The organism is Acidiluteibacter ferrifornacis (assembly GCF_009909615.1).
GTDB lineage: Bacteria > Bacteroidota > Bacteroidia > Flavobacteriales_E > Vicingaceae > Acidiluteibacter > Acidiluteibacter ferrifornacis.
Map to the genome: position 1 here is coordinate 146,065 of NZ_WWNE01000003.1, position 26,921 is coordinate 172,985.

The 26,921-nt window shown below is 37.6% G+C and carries 17 protein-coding genes; 9 read left to right on the forward strand and 8 right to left on the reverse strand.

All coding sequences use genetic code 11. From position 1 onward, the window contains the following. Positions 1-46: 46 nt before the first annotated feature. Positions 47-3,010, reverse strand: coding sequence for a DNA polymerase III subunit alpha (locus GQN54_RS00965; RefSeq protein ID WP_160631060.1), 2,964 nt, complete (start codon positions 3,008-3,010; stop codon positions 47-49). Between the two features lie 2 nt (positions 3,011-3,012). Further along, positions 3,013-4,242 carry a DNA polymerase IV gene (dinB, locus tag GQN54_RS00970; RefSeq protein WP_207554777.1) on the reverse strand — a complete coding sequence of 410 codons (1,230 nt, stop codon included), beginning with the start codon at positions 4,240-4,242 and terminating at the stop codon, positions 3,013-3,015. 65 nt (positions 4,243-4,307) lie between these two features. Here dinB and GQN54_RS00975 point away from each other — a divergent pair, with 65 nt between their 5' ends. Both GQN54_RS00975 and GQN54_RS00980 read left to right on the forward strand, forming a co-directional pair. Beyond that, complete coding sequence (locus GQN54_RS00975) at positions 4,308-5,114, forward strand: XRE family transcriptional regulator (protein ID WP_160631062.1); 807 nt, start codon at positions 4,308-4,310, stop codon at positions 5,112-5,114. 98 nt (positions 5,115-5,212) lie between these two features. Further along, on the forward strand, positions 5,213-11,545 hold the full coding sequence (locus tag GQN54_RS00980) for a CUB domain-containing protein (RefSeq protein WP_160631064.1): 6,333 nt from the start codon (positions 5,213-5,215) through the stop codon (positions 11,543-11,545). 129 nt (positions 11,546-11,674) lie between these two features. Here GQN54_RS00980 and GQN54_RS00985 read toward each other — a convergent pair whose 3' ends face one another. After that, positions 11,675-12,865, reverse strand: a complete 1,191-nt coding sequence (locus tag GQN54_RS00985) for an acyl-CoA dehydrogenase family protein (protein WP_160631066.1) — start codon at positions 12,863-12,865, stop codon at positions 11,675-11,677. A gap of 132 nt (positions 12,866-12,997) precedes the next feature. Here GQN54_RS00985 and GQN54_RS00990 point away from each other — a divergent pair, with 132 nt between their 5' ends. From GQN54_RS00990 to GQN54_RS01015, 6 genes are all read left to right on the forward strand, one after another. Continuing rightward, complete coding sequence (locus GQN54_RS00990) at positions 12,998-13,984, forward strand: DUF4271 domain-containing protein (RefSeq protein ID WP_160631067.1); 987 nt, start codon at positions 12,998-13,000, stop codon at positions 13,982-13,984. A gap of 48 nt (positions 13,985-14,032) precedes the next feature. Continuing rightward, positions 14,033-14,779 (forward strand): uroporphyrinogen-III synthase, encoded by a 747-nt coding sequence (locus GQN54_RS00995; protein ID WP_160631068.1) that lies wholly within the window; start codon positions 14,033-14,035, stop codon positions 14,777-14,779. 68 nt (positions 14,780-14,847) lie between these two features. Next, the gene (gene rnpA / locus GQN54_RS01000) at positions 14,848-15,237 is read left to right on the forward strand and encodes a ribonuclease P protein component (protein ID WP_160631069.1); all 390 of its coding nucleotides are present in this window, start codon (positions 14,848-14,850) and stop codon (positions 15,235-15,237) included. After that, entirely contained in the window at positions 15,230-15,466 is a 237-nt protein-coding gene (yidD, locus tag GQN54_RS01005) for a membrane protein insertion efficiency factor YidD (protein WP_160631070.1), read from the forward strand. The genes rnpA and yidD overlap by 8 nt, the downstream gene beginning before the upstream one ends. A gap of 3 nt (positions 15,467-15,469) precedes the next feature. Beyond that, positions 15,470-17,134, forward strand: coding sequence for a S41 family peptidase (locus GQN54_RS01010; protein WP_160631071.1), 1,665 nt, complete (start codon positions 15,470-15,472; stop codon positions 17,132-17,134). 117 nt (positions 17,135-17,251) lie between these two features. After that, positions 17,252-18,736, forward strand: coding sequence for an O-antigen ligase family protein (locus GQN54_RS01015; RefSeq protein WP_160631072.1), 1,485 nt, complete (start codon positions 17,252-17,254; stop codon positions 18,734-18,736). Here GQN54_RS01015 and GQN54_RS01020 read toward each other — a convergent pair. Next, positions 18,712-19,833 carry a glycosyltransferase family 4 protein gene (locus GQN54_RS01020; protein WP_160631073.1) on the reverse strand — a complete coding sequence of 374 codons (1,122 nt, stop codon included), beginning with the start codon at positions 19,831-19,833 and terminating at the stop codon, positions 18,712-18,714. The genes GQN54_RS01015 and GQN54_RS01020 overlap by 25 nt on opposite strands. Further along, on the reverse strand, positions 19,817-20,581 hold the full coding sequence (locus GQN54_RS01025; RefSeq protein WP_160631074.1) for a glycosyltransferase family 2 protein: 765 nt from the start codon (positions 20,579-20,581) through the stop codon (positions 19,817-19,819). The genes GQN54_RS01020 and GQN54_RS01025 overlap by 17 nt, the downstream gene beginning before the upstream one ends. A gap of 98 nt (positions 20,582-20,679) precedes the next feature. Between GQN54_RS01025 and rsmI the strand changes: the two genes are divergently transcribed. Continuing rightward, entirely contained in the window at positions 20,680-21,351 is a 672-nt protein-coding gene (gene rsmI, locus GQN54_RS01030; protein WP_160631075.1) for a 16S rRNA (cytidine(1402)-2'-O)-methyltransferase, read from the forward strand. A 314-nt stretch (positions 21,352-21,665) separates the two neighbouring features. Here the strand turns inward: rsmI and GQN54_RS01035 are convergent, their stop codons facing one another. From GQN54_RS01035 to GQN54_RS01045, 3 genes are all read right to left on the reverse strand, one after another. Continuing rightward, positions 21,666-22,151 carry a hypothetical protein gene (locus GQN54_RS01035; protein WP_160631077.1) on the reverse strand — a complete coding sequence of 162 codons (486 nt, stop codon included), beginning with the start codon at positions 22,149-22,151 and terminating at the stop codon, positions 21,666-21,668. Positions 22,152-22,509: 358 nt separating this feature from the next. Then, positions 22,510-23,811 (reverse strand): amidohydrolase family protein, encoded by a 1,302-nt coding sequence (locus GQN54_RS01040; RefSeq protein WP_160631079.1) that lies wholly within the window; start codon positions 23,809-23,811, stop codon positions 22,510-22,512. Beyond that, entirely contained in the window at positions 23,798-26,839 is a 3,042-nt protein-coding gene (locus GQN54_RS01045; protein WP_160631081.1) for an amidohydrolase family protein, read from the reverse strand. Before GQN54_RS01045 ends, GQN54_RS01040 begins: the two co-directional genes overlap by 14 nt. Positions 26,840-26,921: the final 82 nt, after the last annotated feature.

Consider the following 26,921-nt stretch of genomic DNA (forward strand, 5'->3'; position numbering starts at 1 on the left):
CCAGGATGGACGCTAGAAAAGCCAATCAAAAATTACTGGATTTAATCTACACATCTTCTACTTGCAAGTCATCTAGCTTTTGTAAATATGTTACCTCTACAGTGACATAACCAAATTCTTCCACTGTTTTTCCTTCGATTAAGTAACAGCCTTTTCCTCTAAATGGATAACGAGCTGCCACCGGCGGAAAATGAACGGTATCAATCCAATCGCCATTGGCATCAACGAAAGTTCCAAACTGCATCGTTTTCCGGCTCGTAGTCCGTGTATTTTTTATAGTGACCAAGTAACCAACCATCCGAACTTTCTTTCCAACTACACCATTCAACTGATTGACGAAAGTCAGCCCTTCAGGCATCTTCTTCACCAATTCAAAAGGAGAACACAATGGAAATCCCAAAATTAATCGCTGATCGAGAACTTCTAACAACGGATTTTGATCCAACTTAGGTAATTGAAACTCCTTTACGGCTGGCCCAAATAAATCTCGTTTAGGTTGAGATTTTTTAGCCGTTCCCAATAATTGATGCACTTCCCACAATAATGCTTGTCGTGTTTTCCCAGAAAAACGAAATGCTCCAATTCGAATCAAAATGCGCAACTGCTCCACCGAAATACTCAATCGGTTCACAAAATCTTTTAAATCGAGGTAATCTCCATTTTCATTTCGTTCACTCACAATTTTGATGGCTACGCGCTCTTCAAAATCTGTCATATGAATAAATCCCATGTAAATATCCTTCTCATTGTGTAACGTAGTTAAGTAATCGCTTTTATTGACACAGGGACCATGAATAATTGCTCCTTGTCGGCGAGCTTCCTGAAAATAAGCTTCTCGCGAATAAAATCCACCAAAATTATTGATTACTCCTACAATAAACTCATGCGGAAAGTGCGCCTTCAAATATAAACTCTGATAGCTCTCCACTGCATAGGATGCCGAATGTCCTTTAGAAAAAGCATAGCCAGCGAAACTTTCAATCTGCAACCACACTTCATTGATGGTAGTTGATGGATATCCTTTAGTTGCACAATTGGCATAAAACTGATCTTTTACTTTTTGAAATTCTTCTCTAGAGCGAAACTTTCCAGACATTCCTCGTCGAAGCATATCAGCTTCTCCAAGTGTCAAACCGGCAAATTGGTGCGCTACTTTTATCACATCTTCTTGGTACACCATTACGCCAAAAGTCTCTTTCATCAACTCCTCCAAAATAGGGTGCGTCGGTTTTTCTCGCGGCATATTATTGAATCTCAAAATGTATTCCCGCATCATCCCAGACTTAGCTACACCAGGACGAATAATAGAACTCGCCGCTACCAATCCTAAATAATGATCTACTCTCAACTTACGAAGCAACATCCGCATGGCAGGCGACTCCACATAAAAGCAGCCCATCGTTTGCCCTTCTCTCAACAGCGCCTTCACTTTTTCATCTTCCTTAAATCGTTTTACGTCGTGGATGTCCAACGTGATGCCATGTCGCTTTTCTACCATTTCAGCTGCATCTCGAATATGCCCAAGCCCACGCTGACTAAGCACATCAAATTTATACAAGCCAGCATCTTCGGCTTCCAACATGGAATAGTGTGTAATCGGAAAACCTTTGGGTGGCAAAGAAGTCGCTGAGAAATAATGAATCGGTCGTTCTGCGATTAAAATCCCCCCTGCATGCACACTTAAGTGAGATGGAAATCCATGCAAGTAGGCCGCATACCGATAAATGAGCCGCTGAATGTCGTCCAACTTTGTAGAAGTTGACGGCTCTTCCGCAAACCGATCTATCTCATTTTTTGGCAGCCCAAATACTTTTCCCAATTCTCGAATCACTGCTCGTTGCTGAAAAGTAGAATACGTAGCTACCAACGCCGTATGCTCCAATCCATATTTCTCAAATAAATACCGCGTCACATCATTCCGATCTTTCCACGAAAAGTCAATGTCAAAATCAGGTGGATTTTCTCGAAAAGGATTAATAAATCGTTCGAAATACAAATCCAATTCTATGGGATCCACATCGGTAATCAATAAGCAATACGCTACTATGCTGTTGGCTCCACTTCCACGCCCAACGTAGAAATAACCCTTCTCCCGAGCGTAACGAAGCATGTCCCAATTGATCAAAAAGTAAGTTGCAAACCGCTGCTCGTTAATGACCTTCAATTCCTTTTCTACTCTTTCGAAAACGGCAGCCGAAGGGTTTTCATAGCGCAACTTTAAATTGTCATAGCACAGCTTTCGTAATAACGCCGTATCTTCTTCTGCCGACTGTCCAAACAATTGCTTGTTCTCATGAATGGTGTTGCTTTTACCCGTTCCTTTATAATTGAAATGAATGCTACAGCTGTCGACTACCTTTATCGTGTTCTCTATAATTTGTGGAAACTCAGCGAATGCTTGAAGCAAGCCCTCTTTCGATAGAAAAGTTTGTTCTAAACTTCCTTCTTCCTCTTTCGGCAATTGACTCAACAACTTATTATTGTCAATGGCTCTTAACAACCGATGCGCATTAAAATCACGTTTATTCTGAAAAGTCGCCGTTTGCAAAATCACCATTTTGTCCAGTCGACTTTTCCATTTAGAAAATGGCAAACGGGTCAAATCAGACACCTTTACGCCAATCCATTCATGATTTGCCAATTCCCAATCGTAATCCACTACAGAAAACGGGTAAACAATAATCACATTCTTCATTTTGGGAGCTCGACCATTAAACGCTTGTTGTAAATGAAGGTGCTGACTCAACAGTCGATTTAATGCTAAGAAGCCTTCATTATTCTGTGCCAATCCGACAAATTGCTGCGCGACTCCATTTCTAAAATCAATACCTACTATCGGCTTCAAACCCTCCTTATTGGTTAATCGAACCACATTTAGGCAAGCAGATGTATTGTTAATATCCGTCACTACTACTTGTTGGTAACCCAAAGCAACAGACAGTTCCACCAATTTTTTAGGCGATAGTGTACCGTATTTAAAACTGAAATAGGTGTGGTTGTTTAGCAACATTTTTACCCTTTAAAACTCGGAACATCATACTGCTTCACTCCTAATGCTATTGCTCTCGTCAGCGAGCTATCCCCAAAACGTTTCTTCATCCGATCGATCGCTTGATACAAATTAATCTGTTCCGAGGTATCCGAAAATAGATTAATCTGATACCCTCCATTTACTAAATGACTAAAGCGCACTCCAACCAATCGGAGCAACACGCGCCGCTGATACAATTTCAAAAACAGCTCTTTTACTATTGCAATCAATTCATCGTCGTTGGCGGTATAAGGAATTGACTTTTGAGTGGTTTGTGTATCAAAATCTGAGTAGCGAACCTTTACCGTTACGCAAGCCGTCAACTTTTCTTTCGTTCGTAATTTATAGGCCAACTTTTCCGTCATCGCGATAAGTGTACTGTTCAGCAACGCCATATCCGTAGTATCTGTTGTGAATGTACGTTCAGCAGAAATTGATTTTTTCTCCGAATAAGGAATCACCGGAGAGTGGTCAATCCCCTGAGCTTTCATCCATATCGAATGCCCACTTTTTCCCAATACATTTTCCAACAGTTCCACCGGCATTTGCTGTAAAGTCAGCACCCGCTCCACACCCATATTTCGTAATAAATGATAGGTTTTAGCTCCTACTTGTGGGATTTTGTTCACTGTAAGAGGAGAAAGAAAACCTTTTTCCATCCCTCTTAAAACCTGTAGCTGCCCGTTGGGTTTGGATTCATTGGTGGCAACTTTAGAAACCGTTTTATTGGATGAAAATCCAAAAGAAATCGGCAGTCCAGTTTCTCGAATGATTCGCTGCCTTAATTCTGTCGCCAATTGATAGGCACCAAAAAAACGATCCATTCCTGTTAGGTCAACATAAAATTCATCAATGGATGATTTTTCATACATCGGAACTGACTCCGCCACTACTTCGGTTACCATTTTAGAGTAATAACTATAACGCTCAAAGTCGCCTCCTAACACAATAGCATGTGGACATAATCGCTTCGCCATTTTCATCGGCATAGCAGAATGAATCCCATATTTCCGAGCCTCATAACTACACGAAGATACTACTCCACGGTTGCCGCTTCCACCAATCAAAAGTGGCTTATCTTTTAGCTCACTATTTTGCAACACTTCAACCGATACAAAAAAGGAATCTAAATCTAGGTGTACAATATTTCTATCTACCTCTCTCACGTACTTTTTATTTGTTGCTTTAATTATTTTTGCTATTTTTGACAATAATAACGTCAATATTTCGTCAATAATTTAGTCAAAATAATTTATCAACTCCTAATTTTTAACACATGTATTTTGGTTCAAATATTAAATTACTCAGAAAGAGAAGAAAGCGATCACAAGAAGATGTTGCACAAGCAGTAAACATTAAGAGATCATCATTAAGCGGCTATGAACTAGGCACTTCAGAACCAAACTTCGAAACATTACTAGCGTTCTCTGAGTACTTTAAAATCAGTACTGACAAGCTGTTAAAACTCGATTTAAATCGTGTTTCAGAGATGTACATGAGTCAATTAGAAAAAGGTTTTGACATTGATATTACTGGAAGTAAATTGCGTGTGCTAGCCACTACAGTGAATAGCGAGAATGAAGAAAATATTGAGCTCGTTCCAGTGAAAGCGAAAGCAGGGTACACCACAGGATTCTCCGATCCAGATTTCATTAAAGTACTGCCAACTTTTCAATTGCCCTTTTTAACGAAAAACAGAAAATACAGAACCTTTCAAATCAGTGGAGACTCTATGCCACCCGTTTCAGACAAATCATGGGTAACTGGAGAATTCGTACAAAACTGGGAATTGATCAAAAACGGATATCCATACATCGTAGTAACACAAGACGATGGCGTCGTTTTCAAAGTGGTATACAATCAAATGCATAAAAACCAAACACTACTACTTTGCTCCACTAACCCAGAATACAAGCCTTATGAAATTCATGTAAATGAAGTAGTTGAAATGTGGAAATTCGTCAATTATATCAGTTCAGAAATGCCTGAACCTAACCTTAGCCGCGATCATTTAGGAAATAGCGTGATGGAATTACAAAAAGAACTGATAGAAATAAAAAATACGTTGAGGGATAAGCAATAAAAAAATAGTTGTTAAAAAATAATAATTCGGTAATTTAGAGCCGTTAAGGCAACTTAATGTGCACTAAAAACGTCTACATAGACATAACGTACGATATTATGAAACAACTATTTACACTATGCTTATCAGCAATGATAAGCCTTTCCTCACTATATGCACAATCAACACACACTCATACTGGTGGTCCAAGCAACTGTATTTCATCGAATATTCCGATGGATATATTGCAACCAGATGGAAAAATTGTAACCGTTGTTTCAAAAGGAAACATGAACCATCATTGGACAGAAACAGTAGACGGTTATACCGTGGTAACAGTAAATGATGCCTTCCAATATGCCACTAAAGTTGGAAACGACTTAGTAGGAACAGGGATATTAGCTCACAATCCCCAAGACAGACTTCCAAGTGAATTAGCAATTGTTAATGCTATTTCAAAATCACTACAACCAGTGATTCAAAACATTAAAAATGGTCCTTTAAATTACACCCCAACATCAAACAAAACATACCCTACAACAGGAACAGTGAATGTCTTAGCTCTGCTAATTGAGTATCCAGATTTAGGTAGCACCTATTCCAAAGCAGATCTAGACAGCTTATTGACTAGTGCTAATCACCACAATGGGGATGGAAGTTTTAAAACTTATTACGCACAATCGTCATTTGGCCAACTTACTATCAATGTAGATGTAATGGGGTGGTATATGGCACAAAATGGACATAAATACTATTCAGACAGTGCGGGAAGTTCAAGAGCGGCAAAACTGGCTAGAGAAGCAGTAGATGCTGCCGAGGTAGCAGGAGCTAACTTTGCCAATTACGACAATGACAACGATGGAAGAGTAGACGGAATTTTAGTAGTACATGCTGGTCCAGGTGCTGAAACCAGTATTCCAAATAGAGATCGATACATTTGGTCTCACCGTTGGGTATTGAACGGAGGAAGTAGCGTACCGGGTGGTGGATCGGTAACTTATGACGGAAAAATCATTAATGATTACATGATAAACCCGGAAACAAGAGGTACATTAACCAATCCAAGATTAGTAGGTATTGGTGTTTTTGCTCACGAATTTGGTCATAATTTAGGTTTACCAGATTTATACGATACTGACCCAAGCAATGGAGATTCAGAAGGAATAGGCAACTGGGGATTAATGGCTGGCGGTGGCTGGCTTGGTGGTGAGCATCGTCCTATTGGGTTTTGCGCATGGGCAAAAGAAGAATTGGGTTGGATTACACCAACAGTCTTAGCAAGCAATGCAACAGGAACTTTCAGCATAAACCCAGCGAGCACTACTCAAAATGACGTTTATAAAATCACGACTTCCAACCCATCAGAGTATTATTTATTAGAAAACCGACAAAAGGTAGGACGTGATTTAGAATTACCTGGACATGGATTAGCGATTTGGCACATTAACACTAGTCGATTTGGGAACCAAGACGAAACGAATAAATTAGTAGACCTTGAAGAAGCAGACGGACTAAACGGGTTGGACAATGAAACCAACAGAGGAGATGGCGGAGATTTATACCCAGGAACTTCTAACAATACAGACTTTAACGACTCCTCTAATCCAGATTCTAAATTACAAAACAATTCAAGCTCTGGGTTAATCATTAGAAACATTGCTGAATCAGGAACTACAGTGACTTTTGACCTAGGGGCCGCTTCATCAGCAGCTACTTGCTCAGGATTAACAACATTAACTGCTACCACAGGATCTTTTGATGATGGAAGTGGCTTTTTAGCCAACTATGATGACAATCAAGATTGCTCATGGTTGATTCAACCTACGGGAGTTACATCAATTAGATTAGAGTTTTTATCGGGCTTTTTTGATACTCAAGCTCCCGCTGACTCTGTAACCGTTTACGATGGGGCAAATGCAAGTGCTCCACGCTTAGGAACGTTTAGTGGAAACACAACTCCTCCAGTTTTAAATTCATCAGGAAATAGTCTATTTATTACATTTAAAACGGATGGCACTACAAATGCAGGAGGATGGCATGCAATGTATACAACAACATCTAATCTGCCTACATGCAGTGGGCTTACCACTTTAACTGCTCAAAACGGAACATTTAGCGATGGTAGTGGCGCAAACAATTACACCAACAACTTGGCTTGCGAATGGCTCATTCAGCCTGCAGGAGCAACTGCTATTGATGCCAACTTTCAAGGAATATTTGGAACTCAAGCCAATACGGATGTAATAAAAATATACAATGGAACATCAAATACAGGAACTTTATTAGGAACCTTTAGCGGATCTACTAGACCTCCCAATACCATTACAGCCAATTCTGGATCTATGTTTGTTGAATTCATAACCGATGGAAGTGTAGATGGATTGGGTTGGACCATTCAATATTCTGCTATACTTGGACCTCCAAAAACATGTAATGGAACAACCAGCCTCACTGGAAACACAGGTAGTTTTAATGATGGTAGTGCTCAATTTAGTCAATATAGTAATAATGTAGATTGTTCTTGGTTAATACAACCTACTAATGGTCAAAATATACAGTTGACATTTAATCGATTCAACACAGAAAATACCTTTGATGTTGTAACCATTTACGATGGAGCAACAACGACATCGCCAGTATTGAGGACTATTTCAGGTTTCCAGACTAGCATTCCTGCTATCAATAGTACAGGAGGCACAATGTTAGTAAAATTTACAACTGATGTAAGTGGCACAAGACAAGGATGGGCGGCTGATTACATTACTGTTGCCCCACCTACCACCTGCAGTGGACAAAGCACTCTAACTGCACCATCAGGAACCATAACCGATGGTAGCCCTGCATCAGGAAACTACACCAATAATCTAAATTGTTCTTGGTTAATACAGCCCATAGGAGCTACTTCTGTGACAGCAACATTCACAAGACTGGCCACACAATTGGGTAACGACCTTGTATCTATCTATGACGGCACCAATAGCTCAGCTACATTACTGGGCACCTTCAGTGGCACGACTTTACCCTCTGCTGTTTCTGGAAATTCAGGTAGCCTTTATATTGAATTTATCTCAGATGCAAGTATCAATAATACAGGATGGTCAATTGACTACACTTCAGTCGGGGCTACAGCATTTTGTGGTGGAACTACAACTCTAACAGCTAATTCAGGCTCATTCTCAGATGGAAGCGGAAGTAGCTCATACAACAACAACACTGATTGCTCTTGGTTAATTCAGCCTGTAAACGGTCAAAATGTAAGATTAGATTTTGACAATTTTAAAACGCAAAATAATACTGACTTGGTTACCATTTATGATGGGACAACCACCTCAGCACAAATTCTAAATACCTTTTCAGGAAGTACATTACCAAGCACTGTAAATAGCAGTGGAAACGCGATGTTAGTTAAATTTACCACCAATGCCACAGGAACTGATGATGGTTGGGATGCAAGATATACCACATTTACACCTACTACTACGTGCAGTGGTTTAACTAATTTAACTGCTAGTTCAGGCACCTTTACAGATGGCAGTGCCGCTACAGCCAACTATTCAAACAATTTAAATTGCTCATGGTTAATTCAACCTTCATCTGGAGCTAACACCATCACTGTCAACTTCAATCGACTGAACACCCAATTTAACGCCGACGTAGTTACTATTTATGATGGCCCAAACAATAGCTCACCAATACTTGGAACTTATAGTGGTTTTTCAACTCCACCGAGTGTAACTTCAACAGGCGGTAGTGTATATATAGAGTTCAACACCGATGCAAACTTCAACCTACAAGGATGGGAAATCTCCTATACCTCAACAACTGGAGGAGGTTCAACCTTTTGCAGTGGAACTACCAACTTAACAGCGAACTTGGGAACCTTTTCAGATGGTAGTGGTTCTCAAAACTATGGAGACAACTCAAATTGTCAATGGCTAATTCAACCAATAAATGGACAGCCTATCGAACTAACATTTACCAACTTTGCAACTGAACAAGGATGGGATGTTGTTAGAGTATATAATGGCACAACAACAAGTGCTACCTTACTAGGAGCTTTCTCTGGCAATACATTGCCAGGCATAATCACAAGCTCTGGTGGTGCCATGTTAGTGACTTTTACCAGTGACATTTCAGTTACTGATGCTGGATGGGATGCTTCATATCGAACCATCGGTGGTGGATTTTGTAATGGAACAACCACTTTAACTGCTAATTCAGGAACCTTTACAGATGGTAGTGGAAACCAAAATTATGGTGACAATGCAGATTGTAACTGGTTAATACAACCTACATCAGGAGCACAACCAATCACATTAAATTTCACAGCTTTTGCTACTGAAACCACAAATGATTTTGTAGAAGTATTTGATGGTAGTACCAATACTGCACCATCTTTGGGTGTCTTCTCTGGTAACTCCATTCCTCCATCAATAACTAGCACTGGTAGTAGCATGTTAGTTCATTTTTCTTCAGACAATAACAACATTTCTGGCACAGGATGGAGTGCAAATTATACCACGCCCATTCCAGGTGGAGTTGTAATGAATCCAGATACTGTATTTTTAACCGCAAATGCAGGTGCAAATGGATCATTTAATATAGTTACGAGTAGTAGCTGGACCATTACCGATAATGCTGCTTGGCTAGTAGTGGCCAATGTAAACGGAACAGGAAATTTATCCTCAAATGTATTGGCGCTAAGCTCTAATACAGGAGCAACAAGAATAGGAAAAGTATTATGTACTGCCACCTCAGGCGCACATGACTCATTAATTGTAGTGCAAGCAGGAGGTACTGCCTCTACTTTATCAGTTAGCCCTAAAAATATTACATTAAATTCCCCAGCAAATAGCAATTCACCAGCAAATGTAACGTCTAATACAGCTTGGTTGGCAACAACTTCTGCAAGTTGGCTAACAGTATCTCCAAATTTTGGAACAGGTAATGGATCTGTAACCATAGAAGCCAACTCCGCCAACTCAGGTTCTGCTAGAAACGGAATTGTTGTATTTACCGACATTACTAACACTTTATTTGACACAGTATTCGTCACTCAATCAGGGTCAGGACCCTATATAGATTTTGCTGCAGGCCCCATATTCTTAGCATCAGCATCAGGAAGTACCAATTCTGTTTCATTATCAAGTAATGTCAACTGGACAATTACAAATACAGCAACATGGCTAAGTGTATCCCCGTTAAGTGGCAGCAACGTGGCATCAATCTCCCTTAACTCTCTTTCAGCCAATACTTCTGGCGCTCCCAGAAGTACATGGATTTATGCGACTGACGGAACATTAATAGACTCAGTTGAAATTATTCAAAGAGATGGTTCAGTTCCAAACTTTAATTTAACATTATCTAAAAGCATAATAAACTTAGCACCACCAAGTGGAAGCAATGACTTTTTTGATGTCACTTCCAATGTTAGTTGGAGCTTCAGTGGTGTTCCAGCATGGTTAACCATTAACCCTACTACAGGTTCGAACAATGCTACAATTTCCGTAGTAGCCAACTCAGTAAACAATACTGGAAGCATGAGGACGGCGACGATAACTGCAAGCACTACTACACCCGGTGTAGCACCTAAAGATATCGTCATCAATCAAATTGATGGAAGCTCACCATATCTAAGTGCTTCAGTAGACACCATTGTATTAGGTCAATTACAAGGAAGCACAAATGCATTTGATGTATTAGCCAATGTAAGTTGGACTATACAAGAAAACATAACGTGGCTTTTAATGGGGCCTAAAACAGGAACAAATGATGCGCGAATTACAATTCAAGCAGGAAGTGCCAACAATACGACTTCAGCCCGCTCCGGAAACTTAACCATAAGTTCTGCAGGATTACCTAATAAAATCGTTCATGTAGTTCAGTTAGGAACTCTTGCTACTTTAGATGTAAGTAAAACTCTAGTTAGACTGGCAGGAGACTCAGCAAGTATGAATACTTTTAGTGTATTGGGCAACAGTACCAATTGGACCATTACTGGAACATCTAATTGGTTAGAGATTTCACCGAATAAAGGTTCTTATACTACTCAAATTAGTTTAAAAGCCAAAACGGCAAATCCTGGTGCTCCACGTTCGGACACACTATATGTTACAGCTTCAGGATCAACAACCAAGACTGTTATAGTAACTCAAGACAGCCTTCAAACTATTGGCATAATGGAAAGCAGTATTGCTGAAGGAATGAAAGTATATCCGAACCCAACACTAGGTTTAGTAAACATTGAGGCGAATAGCAACAGGAATATTAATGATTACAACGTAAGAGTGACCAATATAATGGGGGCTATGGTTAATCCTAACCTTCAAACACTTTCCTCCAATAAGATTAGTATAGACCTAACGGGAATGGTAAGCGGAATTTACTTTGTAATTATTGAAAATGGTAAAGACAGAGTAGTTAAACGAGTTTCTCTACTGGAATCGTTTTAAGAAATAAACTATATAACTACAAAGCGTCCAACTCACCAATAGTTGGACGCTTTTTTGTTGTAATACAGTACTAAAAAAGCCCTCAACCGTTATTCGGCTGAGGGCTTTTACATTATAAATTAATACTATTTATTTTCCATCGTTTCTAAAGGAAGGGATTCCTGTAATATCCATTCCAGTAATTAATAAATGAATATCATGTGTTCCTTCATAAGTCACCACTGACTCTAAATTCATCATATGTCGCATAATGGAATATTCACCAGTAATTCCCATTCCACCATGAATTTGACGCGCTTCACGAGCTATCTTTAGTGCCATTTCCACATTATTTCTTTTGGCCATAGAAATTTGAGCAGTCGTCGCTTTACCTTCGTCTCTTAAAACACCTAATCTCCATGTTAACAATTGAGCTTTAGTGATCTCCGTAATCATTTCAGCCAATTTCTTCTGAACCAACTGGAAGGATGCAATAGGGCGATCAAATTGGATTCTTTCTTTGGAATAACGCAACGCTGAATCATAACAATCCATAGCAGCACCAATTGCACCCCACGCAATTCCATAACGCGCGGAATCAAGGCAGCTCAGTGGAGCTCCTAAACCTGATCGACCTGGCAATAAGTTCTCTTTTGGAACTTTTACATTATCAAAAACCAATTCCCCTGTAATAGAAGCTCGTAACGACCATTTCCCTTTAGTTTCAGGAGCTGTAAATCCTTCCATTCCTTTTTCAACTAAAAGACCGTGTATCCTACCCTCTTCATTCTTAGCCCAAACTACAGCCACATCTGCAATAGGTGAATTTGTAATCCACATTTTGGCTCCATTAAGTAAGTAATGGTCTCCATTGTCTTTAAAATTTGTAATCATTCCACTAGGGTTAGAACCATGATCAGGCTCTGTCAATCCAAAACAACCTATCATCTCACCCTTGGCCAACTTTGGCAAATACTTCATTCGCTGTTCTTCTGACCCATACTTCCAGATTGGATACATTACCAAAGAACTTTGAACAGATGCAGCAGAACGAATACCAGAATCTACTCTTTCTAATTCTTGCATAATCAAACCGTAAGTGATTTGATCTAAACCTGCACCACCATATTGTTCAGGAATATACGGCCCAAAAGCTCCGATCTCAGCCAATCCCGGGATGAGCTGTTTCGGATACTCAGATTTCTGAGCGAAATCTTCTATTATAGGACTAATATTGGCTTTGGCGTACTCTCGAACAGTATCACGAATCAACTTTTGTTCATCGGTATAAAGCTCATCCAATTGGTAATAATCAGGAGCTTGGAATCTATCTGTAGACATATCTATATTTTTGAATAGTGACACAAAATTAACCAATCTTAATCGAAAGAGTTCATTTTAAACTGCGAATAAAACGACTTTCAATGTAATCGGTTCAATTTATCGGCTTAATTTTGAACAAATTTTTATTTTATGATACCGCAGCAATTGATAGACACGAATAATGTCGCTGTACCGTTTGTGACCCCACCTACGGTTGACGACAGTGTTATCAATACTGAGACTAAAAAAGATAGCGTAAAGAAACCTTCGAAAAAGACAACCAAAAAAGCAATTTCTCAGCCAGCTAAACCCATAGAAAGTGAAGCGATCTCATCTATTTTTTCCAACACAACCACCTCACTATCATTAGATAGCATCAACAACCAACCAATCAACAAGTATAAAGAGTTTAATTTAGACTCAATCAATACTTTAATGAATTTTTCATCAGGCTCCACTGAATACCAATCCTACAAAGTGGGTAAGAGATATGAAAAGCCTGCCTACATAGATTTTCAATTATATATCCTGCTTTTCGCCGTTTCTTTGATTGGTTTTACTAGGGCTTTTAACAGAAAGCGATTCAATGAATACCTCATCTCTTTTATTAGTAGAAATGGTTCCATCCAAATTACACGTAATGAAAAAGTATATACTCACCGAGCGAATTTGCTATTACTATTAGCTTATGTTAGTATTACTTCTTTATTAATTCTTCAAATAATTGAATTGGTTGAAATCAACTATGGATGGGGAGCATTCCAGCTTTACCTGTTGATTGCATTCGGGGTTATTTTAACTTACGGTATAAAAATTCTTATTCATAAAACGCTATCCTTAATCCTAGGTTATAAACAAGCTGCTGAAGAGTTTATATTCAATATTATATTGTACAATCTGGCAAGTTTATTTCTTTTATTGCCATGTTTGCTCCTCTCCTCATATGGCCCGACACAATATCAAGTTCAAGCTTTAAGTGTTTCCTCTATCATTATACTGATTTCCATGGCCATTCGACTGATTAGAGGAGTCCAAATTGGAATATCTCATCAAATAAATTTCGTTTATTTATTTTTGTATCTTTGCACCCTTGAAATTTTACCGTTAATAATTGTTTCAAAATTGCTATTTTTTTAGTCAAATTTCTAATTAACAATACCTTATTAACTTAAAAACCTAATCCCCTTGAAAGTAAAAACTATTTTAGTTTCTCAACCAAAGCCGGATACTGACAAGTCTCCTTATTTTGATTTATCAGAAAAATGTAAGGTGAAAATAGATTTCAGACCGTTTATTCATGTTGAAGGAATCGCATCTAAAGACTTTAGACAAGACAAAATCAACATCTTAGACCACACTGCTATCATTTTAACAAGCAGAAATGCAGTAGATCACTTCTTCAGAATCTGTGAAGAGTTAAGAATTACTGTACCTGACACCATGAAGTATTTCTGTATTTCGGAATCCACAGCATACTATTTACAAAAGTATGTAGTGTATAGAAAAAGAAAGATTTTCCACGGAAGACAAACTTTTGCAGACTTAATGGAATTAATTAAGAAGCACAAAGGAGAGAAGTACTTATTACCGTGTTCGGACATTTTGAAACCAGACATTCCTGAGTTATTGAACAAAAACAATATTAATTACACATCAGCTACATTATACCAAACCGTGTGTAGTGATTTGTCTGATTTAGCAGATGTAAATTACGACGTATTGGTTTTCTTTAGTCCTGCTGGTATTAAATCATTGTTTCAAAACTTTCCAGAGTTCAAACAAAATGATACTCGTATTGCAGTCTTTGGATCAACTACAGCAAAAGCAGCTGAAAGTGCTGGCTTGAAGATAAACATTGCAGCACCTCAACCTGAGGCTCCTTCTATGACTATGGCATTAGAACAATACATTAAAAAGACAAATAAAAAATAATTTTATTATCTAGAATAGAAAAAGAGGCCGGTCAAAGACTTGCCTCTTTTTTTGTTTCTTTACACAATATGTCTTCATTAAAATTCCATAAAAAAGAAAGGCTTTCAAGTCGTGCAGAAATCGACTCCTTGTTCAAATCAGGAAAGTCCTTTGTGGAATTCCCATTCAAGGTTATACATCAAAGTGTGCCCCATACAGAAAACAACTTATCGGAGATAGGAGTATTAATAACAATTCCGAAAAGAATTTATAAAAAGGCGGTAGATAGAAATCTATTGCGAAGACGCACAAAAGAAGCTTATCGCTTGCATAAATCATCATTATACAAGGCATTAGAAAAGAAAGAAATCAAACTAAAACTAGCTTTAATCTATATTGGTCCAAAGCCAATGAACTATAATGAAATCTCCTCTAAAATAATCTTAATTTTAAACCGTTTGATAACGTTATATGAATAGATTATTCAGCCATATTTTCATCGTTCTTATTCGGTTCTATCAATACACTATTTCACCAATATTAGGAGCTAACTGTAGATACAGTCCTACTTGCTCAGAATATAGTGTAGAAGCCTTCAAGAATCATGGTGTCTTCAAAGGCTTTTATTTATCGACCAAAAGAATAATCAGTTGCAACCCGTGGGGCGGTCATGGATATGATCCTGTTCCAAAAAAGTTTAAATTCTAAAACATGAAAAAGATTAAAATAGCAATTATTGCAGGTGCTGTAGCCATCTCAGGTTTTGTATCGTTTGGTTTTGTAGACAATTATTTTGAACTCTCTAAAAATCTAGACATTTTCGCTACACTTTATAAAGAAGTGAATACTTACTATGTAGATGAAACTAAACCAGGAGAGTTGATGAAAACGGGAATTGATGCGATGTTGAAATCATTGGATCCATATACCAACTTCATTCCTGAATCTCAGATAGAAGACTTCAAATTTATGACTACAGGTCAGTATGGTGGAATTGGAGCATTGATTCACAAAGATGGAGACCATGTCGTAATTTCTGAGCCTTATGAAGGCTTTCCAGCCTACAATGCTGACCTTAAAGCAGGTGATATCCTAATAGAAGTGGACGGTAAAAAAGTGAGTGGCAAATCTACTAGTGAAATAAGCGAAGCTTTGAAAGGTCAACCTAATACAGTTGTAAAATTATTGATTGAAAGGCCAGGAACCAAAGGCAACTTAAACATCGATTTAACTAGGAAAGAAATCAAAATTGATGACGTCCCTTATGCAGGAATGTTAAATGAAAAAGTTGGATACATCAGATTAACTAGCTTTACCCAAACAGCTTCCAAACAAGTAATCGATGCTTTGAATAAACTGAAAAAAGAACACAATGCACAATCTATCGTTTTTGATTTAAGAGGAAATGGAGGTGGATTGTTAAATGAATCCATTAACATAGTAAATGCATTTGTCCCTAAAGGAACTATGGTGGTTCAAACCAAAGGAAAAATTAGTGAATGGGATGCTACTTATAGAACACTTAACGCTCCGGTAGATACTGAAATCCCGGTCGTTGTATTGGTAGATGATCATTCTGCTTCTGCATCAGAAATCGTTTCAGGTTCTTTACAAGATTTAGATCGAGCAGTAATTGTAGGAGATCGGACATTTGGAAAAGGATTAGTACAGCAAACTAGAAGATTGAGTTACAATGCTCAACTAAAAGTTACCGTAGCAAAATATTATATACCAAGTGGAAGGTGTATTCAAAAAATTGATTACGCGCACAGAGACAAAGATGGAGATGCTCCGATAGTTGCCGACTCCCTTATTGTACCTTATAAAACTTTAGTAAACAAGAGAACAGTTTATGATGGAAAAGGAATTAATCCTGACATAAAAGTAGAAGAAAGAGACGCTAGTAACATCACGGCCGTGCTTGTAACCAAGTATCACATATTTGATTATGCTACCCAATATCGTTTAAATCATGAAAGTATAGCCCCTGCTTCGGAGTTTCATCTGACTGACAAAGAGTATGACGATTTCATTGCCTACTTGAGTGACAAAAATATTACTTATGAAACAGAAACAGAAAAGCAGTTAAAAAAATTAAAAGAAGTAGCTACTAAAGAAAAGTATTTCCAATTGGCTGATGAAGAGTATAAAAGTCTAGAAGATAAACTTGTTTTAGATAAAAGCGGCGATTTAATGAAGTTTAAAGATGAAATAAAAGAAATATTGGAAAACGAAATTATTTCGAGATATTATTTCCAAAAAGGTAGAATACAAGCTTCTTTAAATAATGACCCAACTGTATCTAAAGCTATAGAAATCTTGGGCAATAAGGAAATATATACCGGAATATTGAAAGGCACATACACCAAAAACTAATTCGCAAATTTCGTGTTGAAAACTGGGCTTTTTAGGTGGAAATATTGGAACCATCAACTTCTTTATTTCTTTGGAATAATGGTGTTGATGGCAGGGTTGCCGTGGTCAAATTTTTTAATGAGCCTTGGACAATTTATTTTACTTGGCAACTGGATTCTAGAATTTAACTTCAAAGTCAAACTTCAAAAGTTCGCCAACAATCGACTTTTACATATCCTGCTTTTATTATATGCTATTCACTTAATTGGACTATTCTGGACAACTGATTTTCAATATGCCATGAAGGACCTGAGAATCAAACTGCCGCTTCTCTTTTTGCCTATTGTTTTTTCAACGGCTATTCAATTTTCAAAAAAGTCGTTTAATCAGCTTATTGATTTATTTATATTTTTTGTCACCATTATCACATTTGTGAGCTTTTACAAATTCCTGAATGTAGAAAATATAGAGTTATACGACAAGCGTGATTTGTCCATTAACATTAGTCACATTCGGTTTAGTTTGTTGATTTGTCTAGCCTTATTTTATTCATTGTATAAATTTTATAAGAATAAGAGCTATAAAAAAATAGGTTATTTACTCCTGAGCTTCTGGCTTATGGGTTTCCTCTTTATTCTCGAATCATTTTCGGGTATCGTAATTCTCTCTATCATCCTTCCAATTGTTGTTATATTTTACGCATGGAGAATTAATAATCCCATTAAACGTTATCTTTCTTTAGGATTTATTGTAGCTTTCTCAATTAGTATACTATCTATTGTAATATGGAGAGTTAGTGTTTATCAGTTTAGCCCTGTACCTAATCAAAAAATGTATCCGCACAGTATAAATGGTAATTATTTCCATAATGATACACGACCTTCTGAAAATAGACATCAAGAAAATGGATACTACATTTATAGAAACATTTCTTACGAAGAAATTGAACGGGAGTGGAATAAACGCAGTGATTTAAGCTATGATGGCAAGGACAAACACAACAACCCTCTTCACATTACTTTACTTCGCTTCTTGACTTCAAAAGGTGGGTTTAAAGACTCTTTGGCCATTGCACAACTAACAGATGAAGAAATTCACGCGATAGAAAATGGAGTTGCAAACATCAACTATTTAAAACATCCGCACATTTCGCGAATCGATAAAATTATTTGGGAGTTTGATACCTATTCAAAGGGTCTAGGAACGAATGGACACTCCGTTGCTTCTCGAATCGTTTATTGGAAGCAATCCTTAAAATTAATTAATGAAAACCTTTGGTTTGGAGTGGGTACTGGAGATATTGAAATGGCATTTCAAAAAAGCTATGAAGAAAGTGATTATGCCTTAAACAAATCTTTTCAACTAAGATCTCATAACCAATACCTTTCCTTTTTAGCCACATTTGGAATCTTTGGCTTTCTATTTATTGCTTTTTCCATGCTCTACCCTATTAAAATTGCATTGAATTATAAAGACTACTATTACCTTGTATTTATAGCTATTGCAATGCTTTCTATGATTAATGAGGATACCTTAGAAACACAAGCAGGAGTGACTTTCTTTGCTTTCTTTAATTCTTTTTTATTGTTTGCTAGAAATTATCTACCTAAAACGGAACGATAAACAGCTAACGTTTTTTCCGCAGTAGCTGCCTTTGAGTGTGTGGCTAAAATTTGCTTAGCTCCAGCTATTAATTGTTGCTGAAGGGCAGCATTATCTAACAGTCGATCTAATCCAAGCGATAAACACTCGGAGTCAAATACAGGGCATAACAATCCGCTTTTTTCAGGATGAACAATCTCGGGAATACCTCCAGCAGCTGTCGCCACCACAGGAACCCCTTGTGCGAAAGCATCCAAAATAGATGTTCCTAAACCTTCCGTTTTTGAAGTAATAAGAAATACATCTAAATCACCTAAAATTTCAGGAACATCATTTCGGAAACCTATAAATGACAGATTTGCTAAACCTTTTCCTCTTGCGTAATTTTTGATTTCTTCCTCCAATGGACCGTTCCCAATGGCTACAAAGTGGCAATCTTTTCTTTTCTGATTGAGCTTAACTGCTACATCAATAAAGGTGAAATAGTCCTTGTGATCAGCCAATGCAGAAGTATTACCAATTAAGAATTTATCTTTAACGCCAATCAGCTCCTTTAATTTTCCTGGTACATGTGTGTTTTCAAATCGAGTCAAATCAATTCCTGAATGTACGGTTACTAGTTTGGATTGATCTGTTATGTCCTTTGCAGTAATTTCTTTGATTTTATCGGAAACACATACAATCTTAGCCACTTTTGAATGATTGTATTTATAGAATGAACTCTTGCTTTTTCCTACAGAAAAATCAACTCTGCGACTGACAATAATTGGAGTTTTGTTCTTCCACAATGCTGCCGCGATTATGGCATAAGTATGTCCGTGTGCATCGTGCGTATGAATCAAATCTATATCAATCTTCTTGCAAATACTCTTGATTCTTTTGGCAAAAAAAGGATCAACTCCACTTCGCTTTACCTGACTGACAAATTGATGTCCTTTTTCTCTGCAGTAGGCTTCCATCTTGGAATCCTTCACGCACAAAATAATTTGCTCTACTCCTTTTTGATCAAGCTCCTCATACAAATACGCCAACTGCTGTTCGCCACCTCTCCAGCTTTTAGCAGTAGAAATGTGCAATATCTTGATTGGGTCATTGGTGATTTTAAATTGGCTTTTCATGGTTCAATTGATTCAATTTAAAATACTTTAAATATACAGCATAAGCCGAAAGTTTAGCTATCAAAAATCCAGCCTTCCCATCTAAAAATCCTTTGTGAATCAGGTAGATTTTAATGAATCGAGCAATGGGTTTATACCACATTTTTAGCGCAGCTCCTTTTTTCCCTTTTTGGTGCATCATATTAGCCGAAATAGTAGAGAATTTATCAATCTGTTTCCGATGATCGTCTATGGTATAATAGGAATAGTGCAATAAATCTCCTTCTAACTTTCCTGTTTTTACACCATTTTTGACAATAAACCTATCGTGCGGATTCTGTCCACCCCAATCACCTGATTGTTTCGTAAATAAACGTGTTTTCGTATCCGGATACCAACTAGAATGATGCACCCAAGTGCCACAATAATTGGTCAACCGATTCATGGCGTAAGCTTCATATTGCCAATTTTCTTTTGCCTTTTGAATAGACGCTGCTAGTTCTGGTGTTAAGGCCTCATCAGCATCTAACGATAGTACGTAATCAAAACTAGCGATTGATTTTGCCCAGTTTTTTTGCTCAATGTGTCCATCAAATTTGTGCTCTACAAATCGAGCACCTTTCGCTGTCGCGATTTCCTTGGTGCGATCAGTAGAAAAAGAATCCACCACCAACACCTCATCAGCGATAGACAAAACAGAATCGATGCAACGACCGATGTTTCGCTCTTCGTTGAATGTAATGATGACAACCGACAGTTGAATGACCATGGAGAATAATTTACAGCAAAATAACAATTAATGCATGAAAGTAGAATCTTATCGGTCCAAATAAGTTGGTAAAAAAGGTTATTTGCTAACTTCGTAGCATGGGAAAATTGTATTTGGTGCCAACGCCTATCGGTAATTTGGAAGACATGACATACCGTAGTGTTAGAATACTGAACGAGGTAGACGCGATTTTGTGTGAAGACACACGAACTTCTTCACGTTTGTTGCAGCACTATGGCATTCAAAAAAGATTAATTTCTCATCACCAACACAATGAGCACAAGGCAGTAGAAAAAGTAATCGAGCATTTACAAAATGGAGAAACCATCGCATTGATCACTGATGCAGGAACTCCTGGCATTTCTGATCCAGGCTTTCTATTAACAAGAGCTTGCGCTGAAGCAGACATCGAAGTGGAGACACTTCCCGGTGCTACCGCTTTTGTTCCTGCTTTAGTAAACTCAGGATTGCCTTGTGATAAATTCTGTTTCGAAGGATTTTTACCACATAAAAAAGGCCGACATACTCGATTGACTCAGCTTGCCGAAGAAGAAAGGACGATTGTATTTTATGAGTCGACTCATCGTATTGTGAAATCCTTATCACAAATGGCGGAATATTTTGGCGCAGAGCGAAAAGCGTCTGTTTCTAGAGAATTAACTAAAATGCACGAAGAAACGGTCCGAGGAACATTGACGGAATTGGCGCAATACTACACCGATCACATTAGTAAAGGTGAGTTTGTCGTGGTGGTTGGTGGAAAAGAATAGGTTGGGGTTTTACTTTTCAATCTGTATTTCAATTATTTATATTCTTATATTTAGTTTCGTTAATAAAACAAACATCTCTTTCGAATTAATTAGGTTTTTGATTTATAAAAACCACTTTTAGGACAAAATGACCTGAAAAATACTTCATATTTGCCTAATTATGCCGAAGAGTACAGACCCCATCTGAGCTGGGCGTTCGATGCACAGTAAGGTTTCTATCAGTTGATTGTCGTCTTTGCTAACTTTTTATAGATTACCTATCTAAGCATATACTTTACACGATTATTACACCTTTACAACAAGAAAAAGACACTTTATTTTTTAATAGGATAAATTCTTTCAGGATCTTCTTTACCCTCTTGTTCTGATAATCTCGTAAGCAATTTTAAATCTTCTACTTGAAGGTTGTCTATTTTAAGAGTCCCATCACATTTCGATGTTTTAAGAAAATAACAATCACTAGCATCAGTAAATATCAAGTATTTTACTCCTTCTACAAATGGAATATCGCAAGACGTTTTATAATTAAAAAGAGTCAAAATTCCCCCCTCGACATTCCTTCCAGCATTTTTATAAATTTTATTTATCTTAATTGAAGAATATCCTAAAATAAGATTGTTATTTCTAATTTCAGAATCACAGTTTACTAACTCTACAGTACCAATAAATACATGACTTGCTTGCTTAAAACTTTCCTCTAGATTATTTATTTTCGAACAATCGCAACTCAATAAGTCATTACAAGATAATAAGCAAATTACAAAAAAGAAGAGGTAATTTATTTTTCTAATTGCAACCATAATATTGTTTTAATACATGAGTTTTATAAATATCAGAAACATTATTGAATGTTGGATGATTTTTTTTGTACTGTATAAGCTCCAGGTTCTCTGAAAGTAAATTTACCGTTTGGTGTTCCATTTACATGACCAAAATACTCATGAGTGAATACACTGGCAACATTCCCTGAATGTGTCATAACTGAATTTACTTGCCCCCCTATTCTTAAAGTGATTTAAATGTGTACAGATTTCAATAATTGTACTATTTATAATACCACGTATATAATTAATATTTAACACCCTAACACAAGACCTAACAAACTTTAAAAATGAGTTAGGTCCTTTAAATCTCCAAATAACATATTAGCTCCCCCTATCAATTCACTTCCAACCCATACTTCTTCATGTACTTTTCGTACAATTCCCGTTGATGACTGCTTAAATCAATTGTTTGACCATTTACAAAAGCAATCGTTACATTATTGGTTTTCATGTCCAATGCATCGCCTTTGGAGACAAACAAAGTCGCTAGTTTTCCAATTTCTATGGAGCCTACTTGTTTTTCGATTCCTAGTATTTTAGCTGCATTCAATGTAATACTTGACAACGCTTCTTCTTTGTCTAATCCATAAGCAGCAGCTGTACCGGCATAAAATGGCAAATTTCGTGTTCCCATGGCTTGCATGCGACCATCGTTTTGCAAACAGAACAACACTCCTGCTTCTTTCAATAAAGCAGGCAAACGGTAAGGTTGGTCAACAGCATCATCTTTGCGTAAAGGCAACTCATGCACTCTTCTCAACACTACTGGAATGTTGTAGTCTACCAACAAATCAGCTACTAAAAGCGCATCATAAGCACCTACCAATACTGGTTTCTTGATTTCTTGCTCTCGAATAAAATAAATGGCTTCAGACAATTCCTTTGCCTTATCAGCATGAATAAAGACTTTTTTATTCCCTTTGAACACTTCACGCATGGCTTCAAATCTCAAATTCTTTTCCAAATTAAAGTCTGACTTTGAGTAGGCTTTTGCATTTAAAAAGAAAGTCTTCAACTCCTTTACTTCCGTCAGATAGTTTTTATTCTCAAAATAAATAATGTCTCCATTTTCCCATTTAGAAGAATAGACAGAAGGCCAATTAATGTGAATAGCATCGTCAATTTTCAACACAGCATCTTCCCAATTCCATCCATTCAAACTAAAAATAGAAGAAGTTCCTGAAATCCGACCACCTTGAGGCGTAGATTGAACAATCAAAACACCGTTGGAACGAACGGTTGGAATAATTTTAGAATCGGTATTGTACGCCACCAAACTTCTCACTTGTGGTGTAATACTTCCCACTTCATTGTTGTCTCTCGTGGCTCTTGCGGCATCTATTTCTACCAATCCCAACACATTGTTTGGAGAAATAAACCCAGGATAAGAATGTTGTCCATACATCCGAATTACGGTATCGTAAGCATTGGTATCCAATCGATAATCTTGGGCACTCATCACCAAATTAATGGTCGTTCCTTTGATTCCAATGGCCGAATTTTTAATCACGTCGCCATTACCAATGTGAGCCGTCGTTCCTAAAATCAGCGTGGATCGTTCATTCTTGTTCTGTGCATTCAACACAAATACACCACAAATAGTGAAGATTGATAAAATGGTTTTAATTGATTTCATACCCTTCGTCCTCCATACTTTCACATTCATACAATTGCTTTTCTTTTGCTTCTGGTTTCTTCGTTTTCTCTCCCTTCTTCTTCGCCTCTATCATTTTCTGAACCAGTCGCTCTCGTTCAGTACTTACCTTTTTTCTCAACTCTTGATCTCTTTCTGCATCGTAATAACAAACGCCATCAATAATGGTCTTTTGAACTTTAGAATACACCGACAACGGATCTCCAGACCAAACCACCAAATCAGCATCCTTTCCTTCTGCAATGCTTCCCATGCGTCGGTCTAAATGAAGCATTTTTGCAGGGTTTAAGGTCACAAACTTCAATGCATCTACCTCACTCACGTTTCCATATTTCACTGCCTTCGCTGCTTCTTGATTCAATCGTCGCCCCATTTCAGCATCATCAGAATTGAATCCAGTGGTTACGCCCATCTGGTTCAATATTGACCCATTGTATGGAATGGCATCGTTTACCTCAAATTTATATGCCCACCAATCAGAGAATGTAGAACCGGCGGCTCCGTGCTCCTTCATTTTGTCGGCCACTTTATAGCCTTCTAAAATATGTGTAAACGTATTGATTTTAAAACCCATCGAATCGGCTACATGCATCAGCATATTGATTTCCGACTGCACATAAGAATGACAAGTGATGAATCGTTTTTTATCCAAAATTTCCACCAATGTTTCCAACTCCAAATCTTTTCGTGGAATGCTCATTTCTTTTCGGTCGCGATTGTTTTTAGAATTGTACAGTGTCCAATTGTCTTTATAAGTTTTTGCACGAATAAAATCATCGTAATACACTTGCTCCACTCCCATTCTTGTTTGTGGGAAACGTACTTTCCGTTCATCACCCCAATTGGATTGCTTCACATTTTCTCCCAACGCAAATTTGATAAACCCGTCAGCAGAATCAATTTTCATCACCTCAGGAGTTTCGCCCCATTTCAACTTAATGATAGCACTTTGTCCACCAATTGGATTGGCCGAACCATGTAATAATTGAGATGCGACTACTCCCCCAGAGAGTTGACGGTATATGTTAATGTCATCCGAATTAACTACATCGCCAATAGAAACCTCAGCAGTATTGGCTTGTCCACTCTCGTTCACTCCTCGGCTAATCGCAATGTGTGAATGTTCATCGATAATACCAGAAGTAATGTGCATACCTTTGGCATCAAACTCTTCTACTTCTGGCGCTTTTTTACGGAAAATGATGCTTAAATCCAACTTTGGGCCGATTTTGTGAATCTTCCCATCAATCACCAACACATCGGTTTCTCTTAAGATTCCTTTACTTTCATTTGTCCAAACCGTTGCATTCCGATAAATGACATTTTTTGCAACTGGCTTTATTTCTGATCCAAAAGCCATATTCGGATACCAAACAGGTCCATGGGTCATCACCTCTGAAGAATCTTTTTTCTTTTCGGTTATAAACTCCTTCTTTTTGATAGCGCCCCACTTCACCCAGTCACCTTTGGTAGAGATCGCATTCCCACTCCAAATTCTACTTTTGTCGTCACTCACATGTCCGCTTAGGCGAATTACTTCCTTACTGCCTTTACTTGCAAAAGCCAACGAAACTTGATTTCCTTTTAATACAATAGTGCATGGCTTCGAAGAGTCCTCACTTTTTATTTTTGCCGTTAGCTTATCCAATTCACCTTCTACAGTCAAGTCATACTGCATAATTCCTTCGATGTTGATACTATACGTACCTCGGATATCAATATTGGTTCTGTCACTAATGATGTGTGGCTGACCTTCTACCCAGTTCTCATACACAATGGATTTCTTATCGAAAATAGAAGCGGAAGTAATGATGAAATTAGCAGGATTGCCTTTCTTCAACGTCCCATCGGTGTATTTTAAATTCAAGATTTGAGCTGGTGAAGTCGTAATTGCCGCCAAAGCTGCATCTTTTGATAAACCTGCACGAATCGCTTTACGCCAATTCGTTAAAAACTCTGATTGACTTTCTAACCCATTCGCTGTAAAGCAAAAAGGAACCTCAGCTGCTTTTAGCATGGACGCGTTGAATGGCGCCATTTCCCAATGTTTCATCTCTCCCAATGACACATTCATGGCATCATAAGGGTTTTCTACATCGTAAGCCATCGGAAAATTCAATGGTAAAATGAAAGCAGAGTTCAACGCTTTTATTTCGTCTACTCTTTTATACTCATCTCCATTTCCTTTGATGATGAATTTAAAATCAAACTCTTTCGCAATTTTATCCGCCCTCAAAGCAGACAAATAACTATCAACTGAAATGACTTTAGGAAGCGCTTTCGTTCGGTTAACATTCTCTAAAGTTATGTTGTATTCTTTTGTCCCCAACCGATTTTCATACCATTGAGCATCGTAAAATGTTTGACGTATCAAAGCAATAATTCCCATTAAAGAAGACGGATAGGTTTGCTTAGAGCTACCTTTATCAAAAGATAACGAAGTGAACACCTCACTCTGCTCCAAGGACTCATTGGGACTTTCTAACCCTAGAGAAACCAATGCGGCAGTTCCTCTAAAAATTCCATCTTGTTGATGAGTAGCCACTACTCCAAATCCATTCTTTCTTAATTCCTTGGCTTTATCGTGTTCGATATTAAAACCCTCAAAAGCTTTATTCTCCGCCTTTACTGCCTCGTTCCAATTGTATGCGCCCTCTTTTTTGGATTCCAATTGCGGTGAACCTGACTTTTTATTCTTTTCAGAGTCATTCTGAATTCCATAATCTGAATAAATATCAATGAAAGAATGATAAATAAATGCTCCTTTTAAGTCATAAATCACACTTGATTTAGGAATAGAAATATCTTTACCAACGGCCTCGATTGTCCCATTTTTAACCAATAATGTAGCCTTCTGCAACACCTGCCCTGGAGCCACAGTTATAGTAGCATTCGTAAAAGCGATGTAATTATTGTTAGGATTTCTATTTCCATTGACTGGGAAGGTAGATTGAGAAAAAACCGCATGACTAGAAATTACAGCAAATATAAGCAGGTATAAAAACCTCATTAGGATCCAATTTAAGTTTTGAAAATGAAGGCTAAATTAAGAAAAGTAACCATGAAGCCATTTTGAAAAACGCTTTTTACAT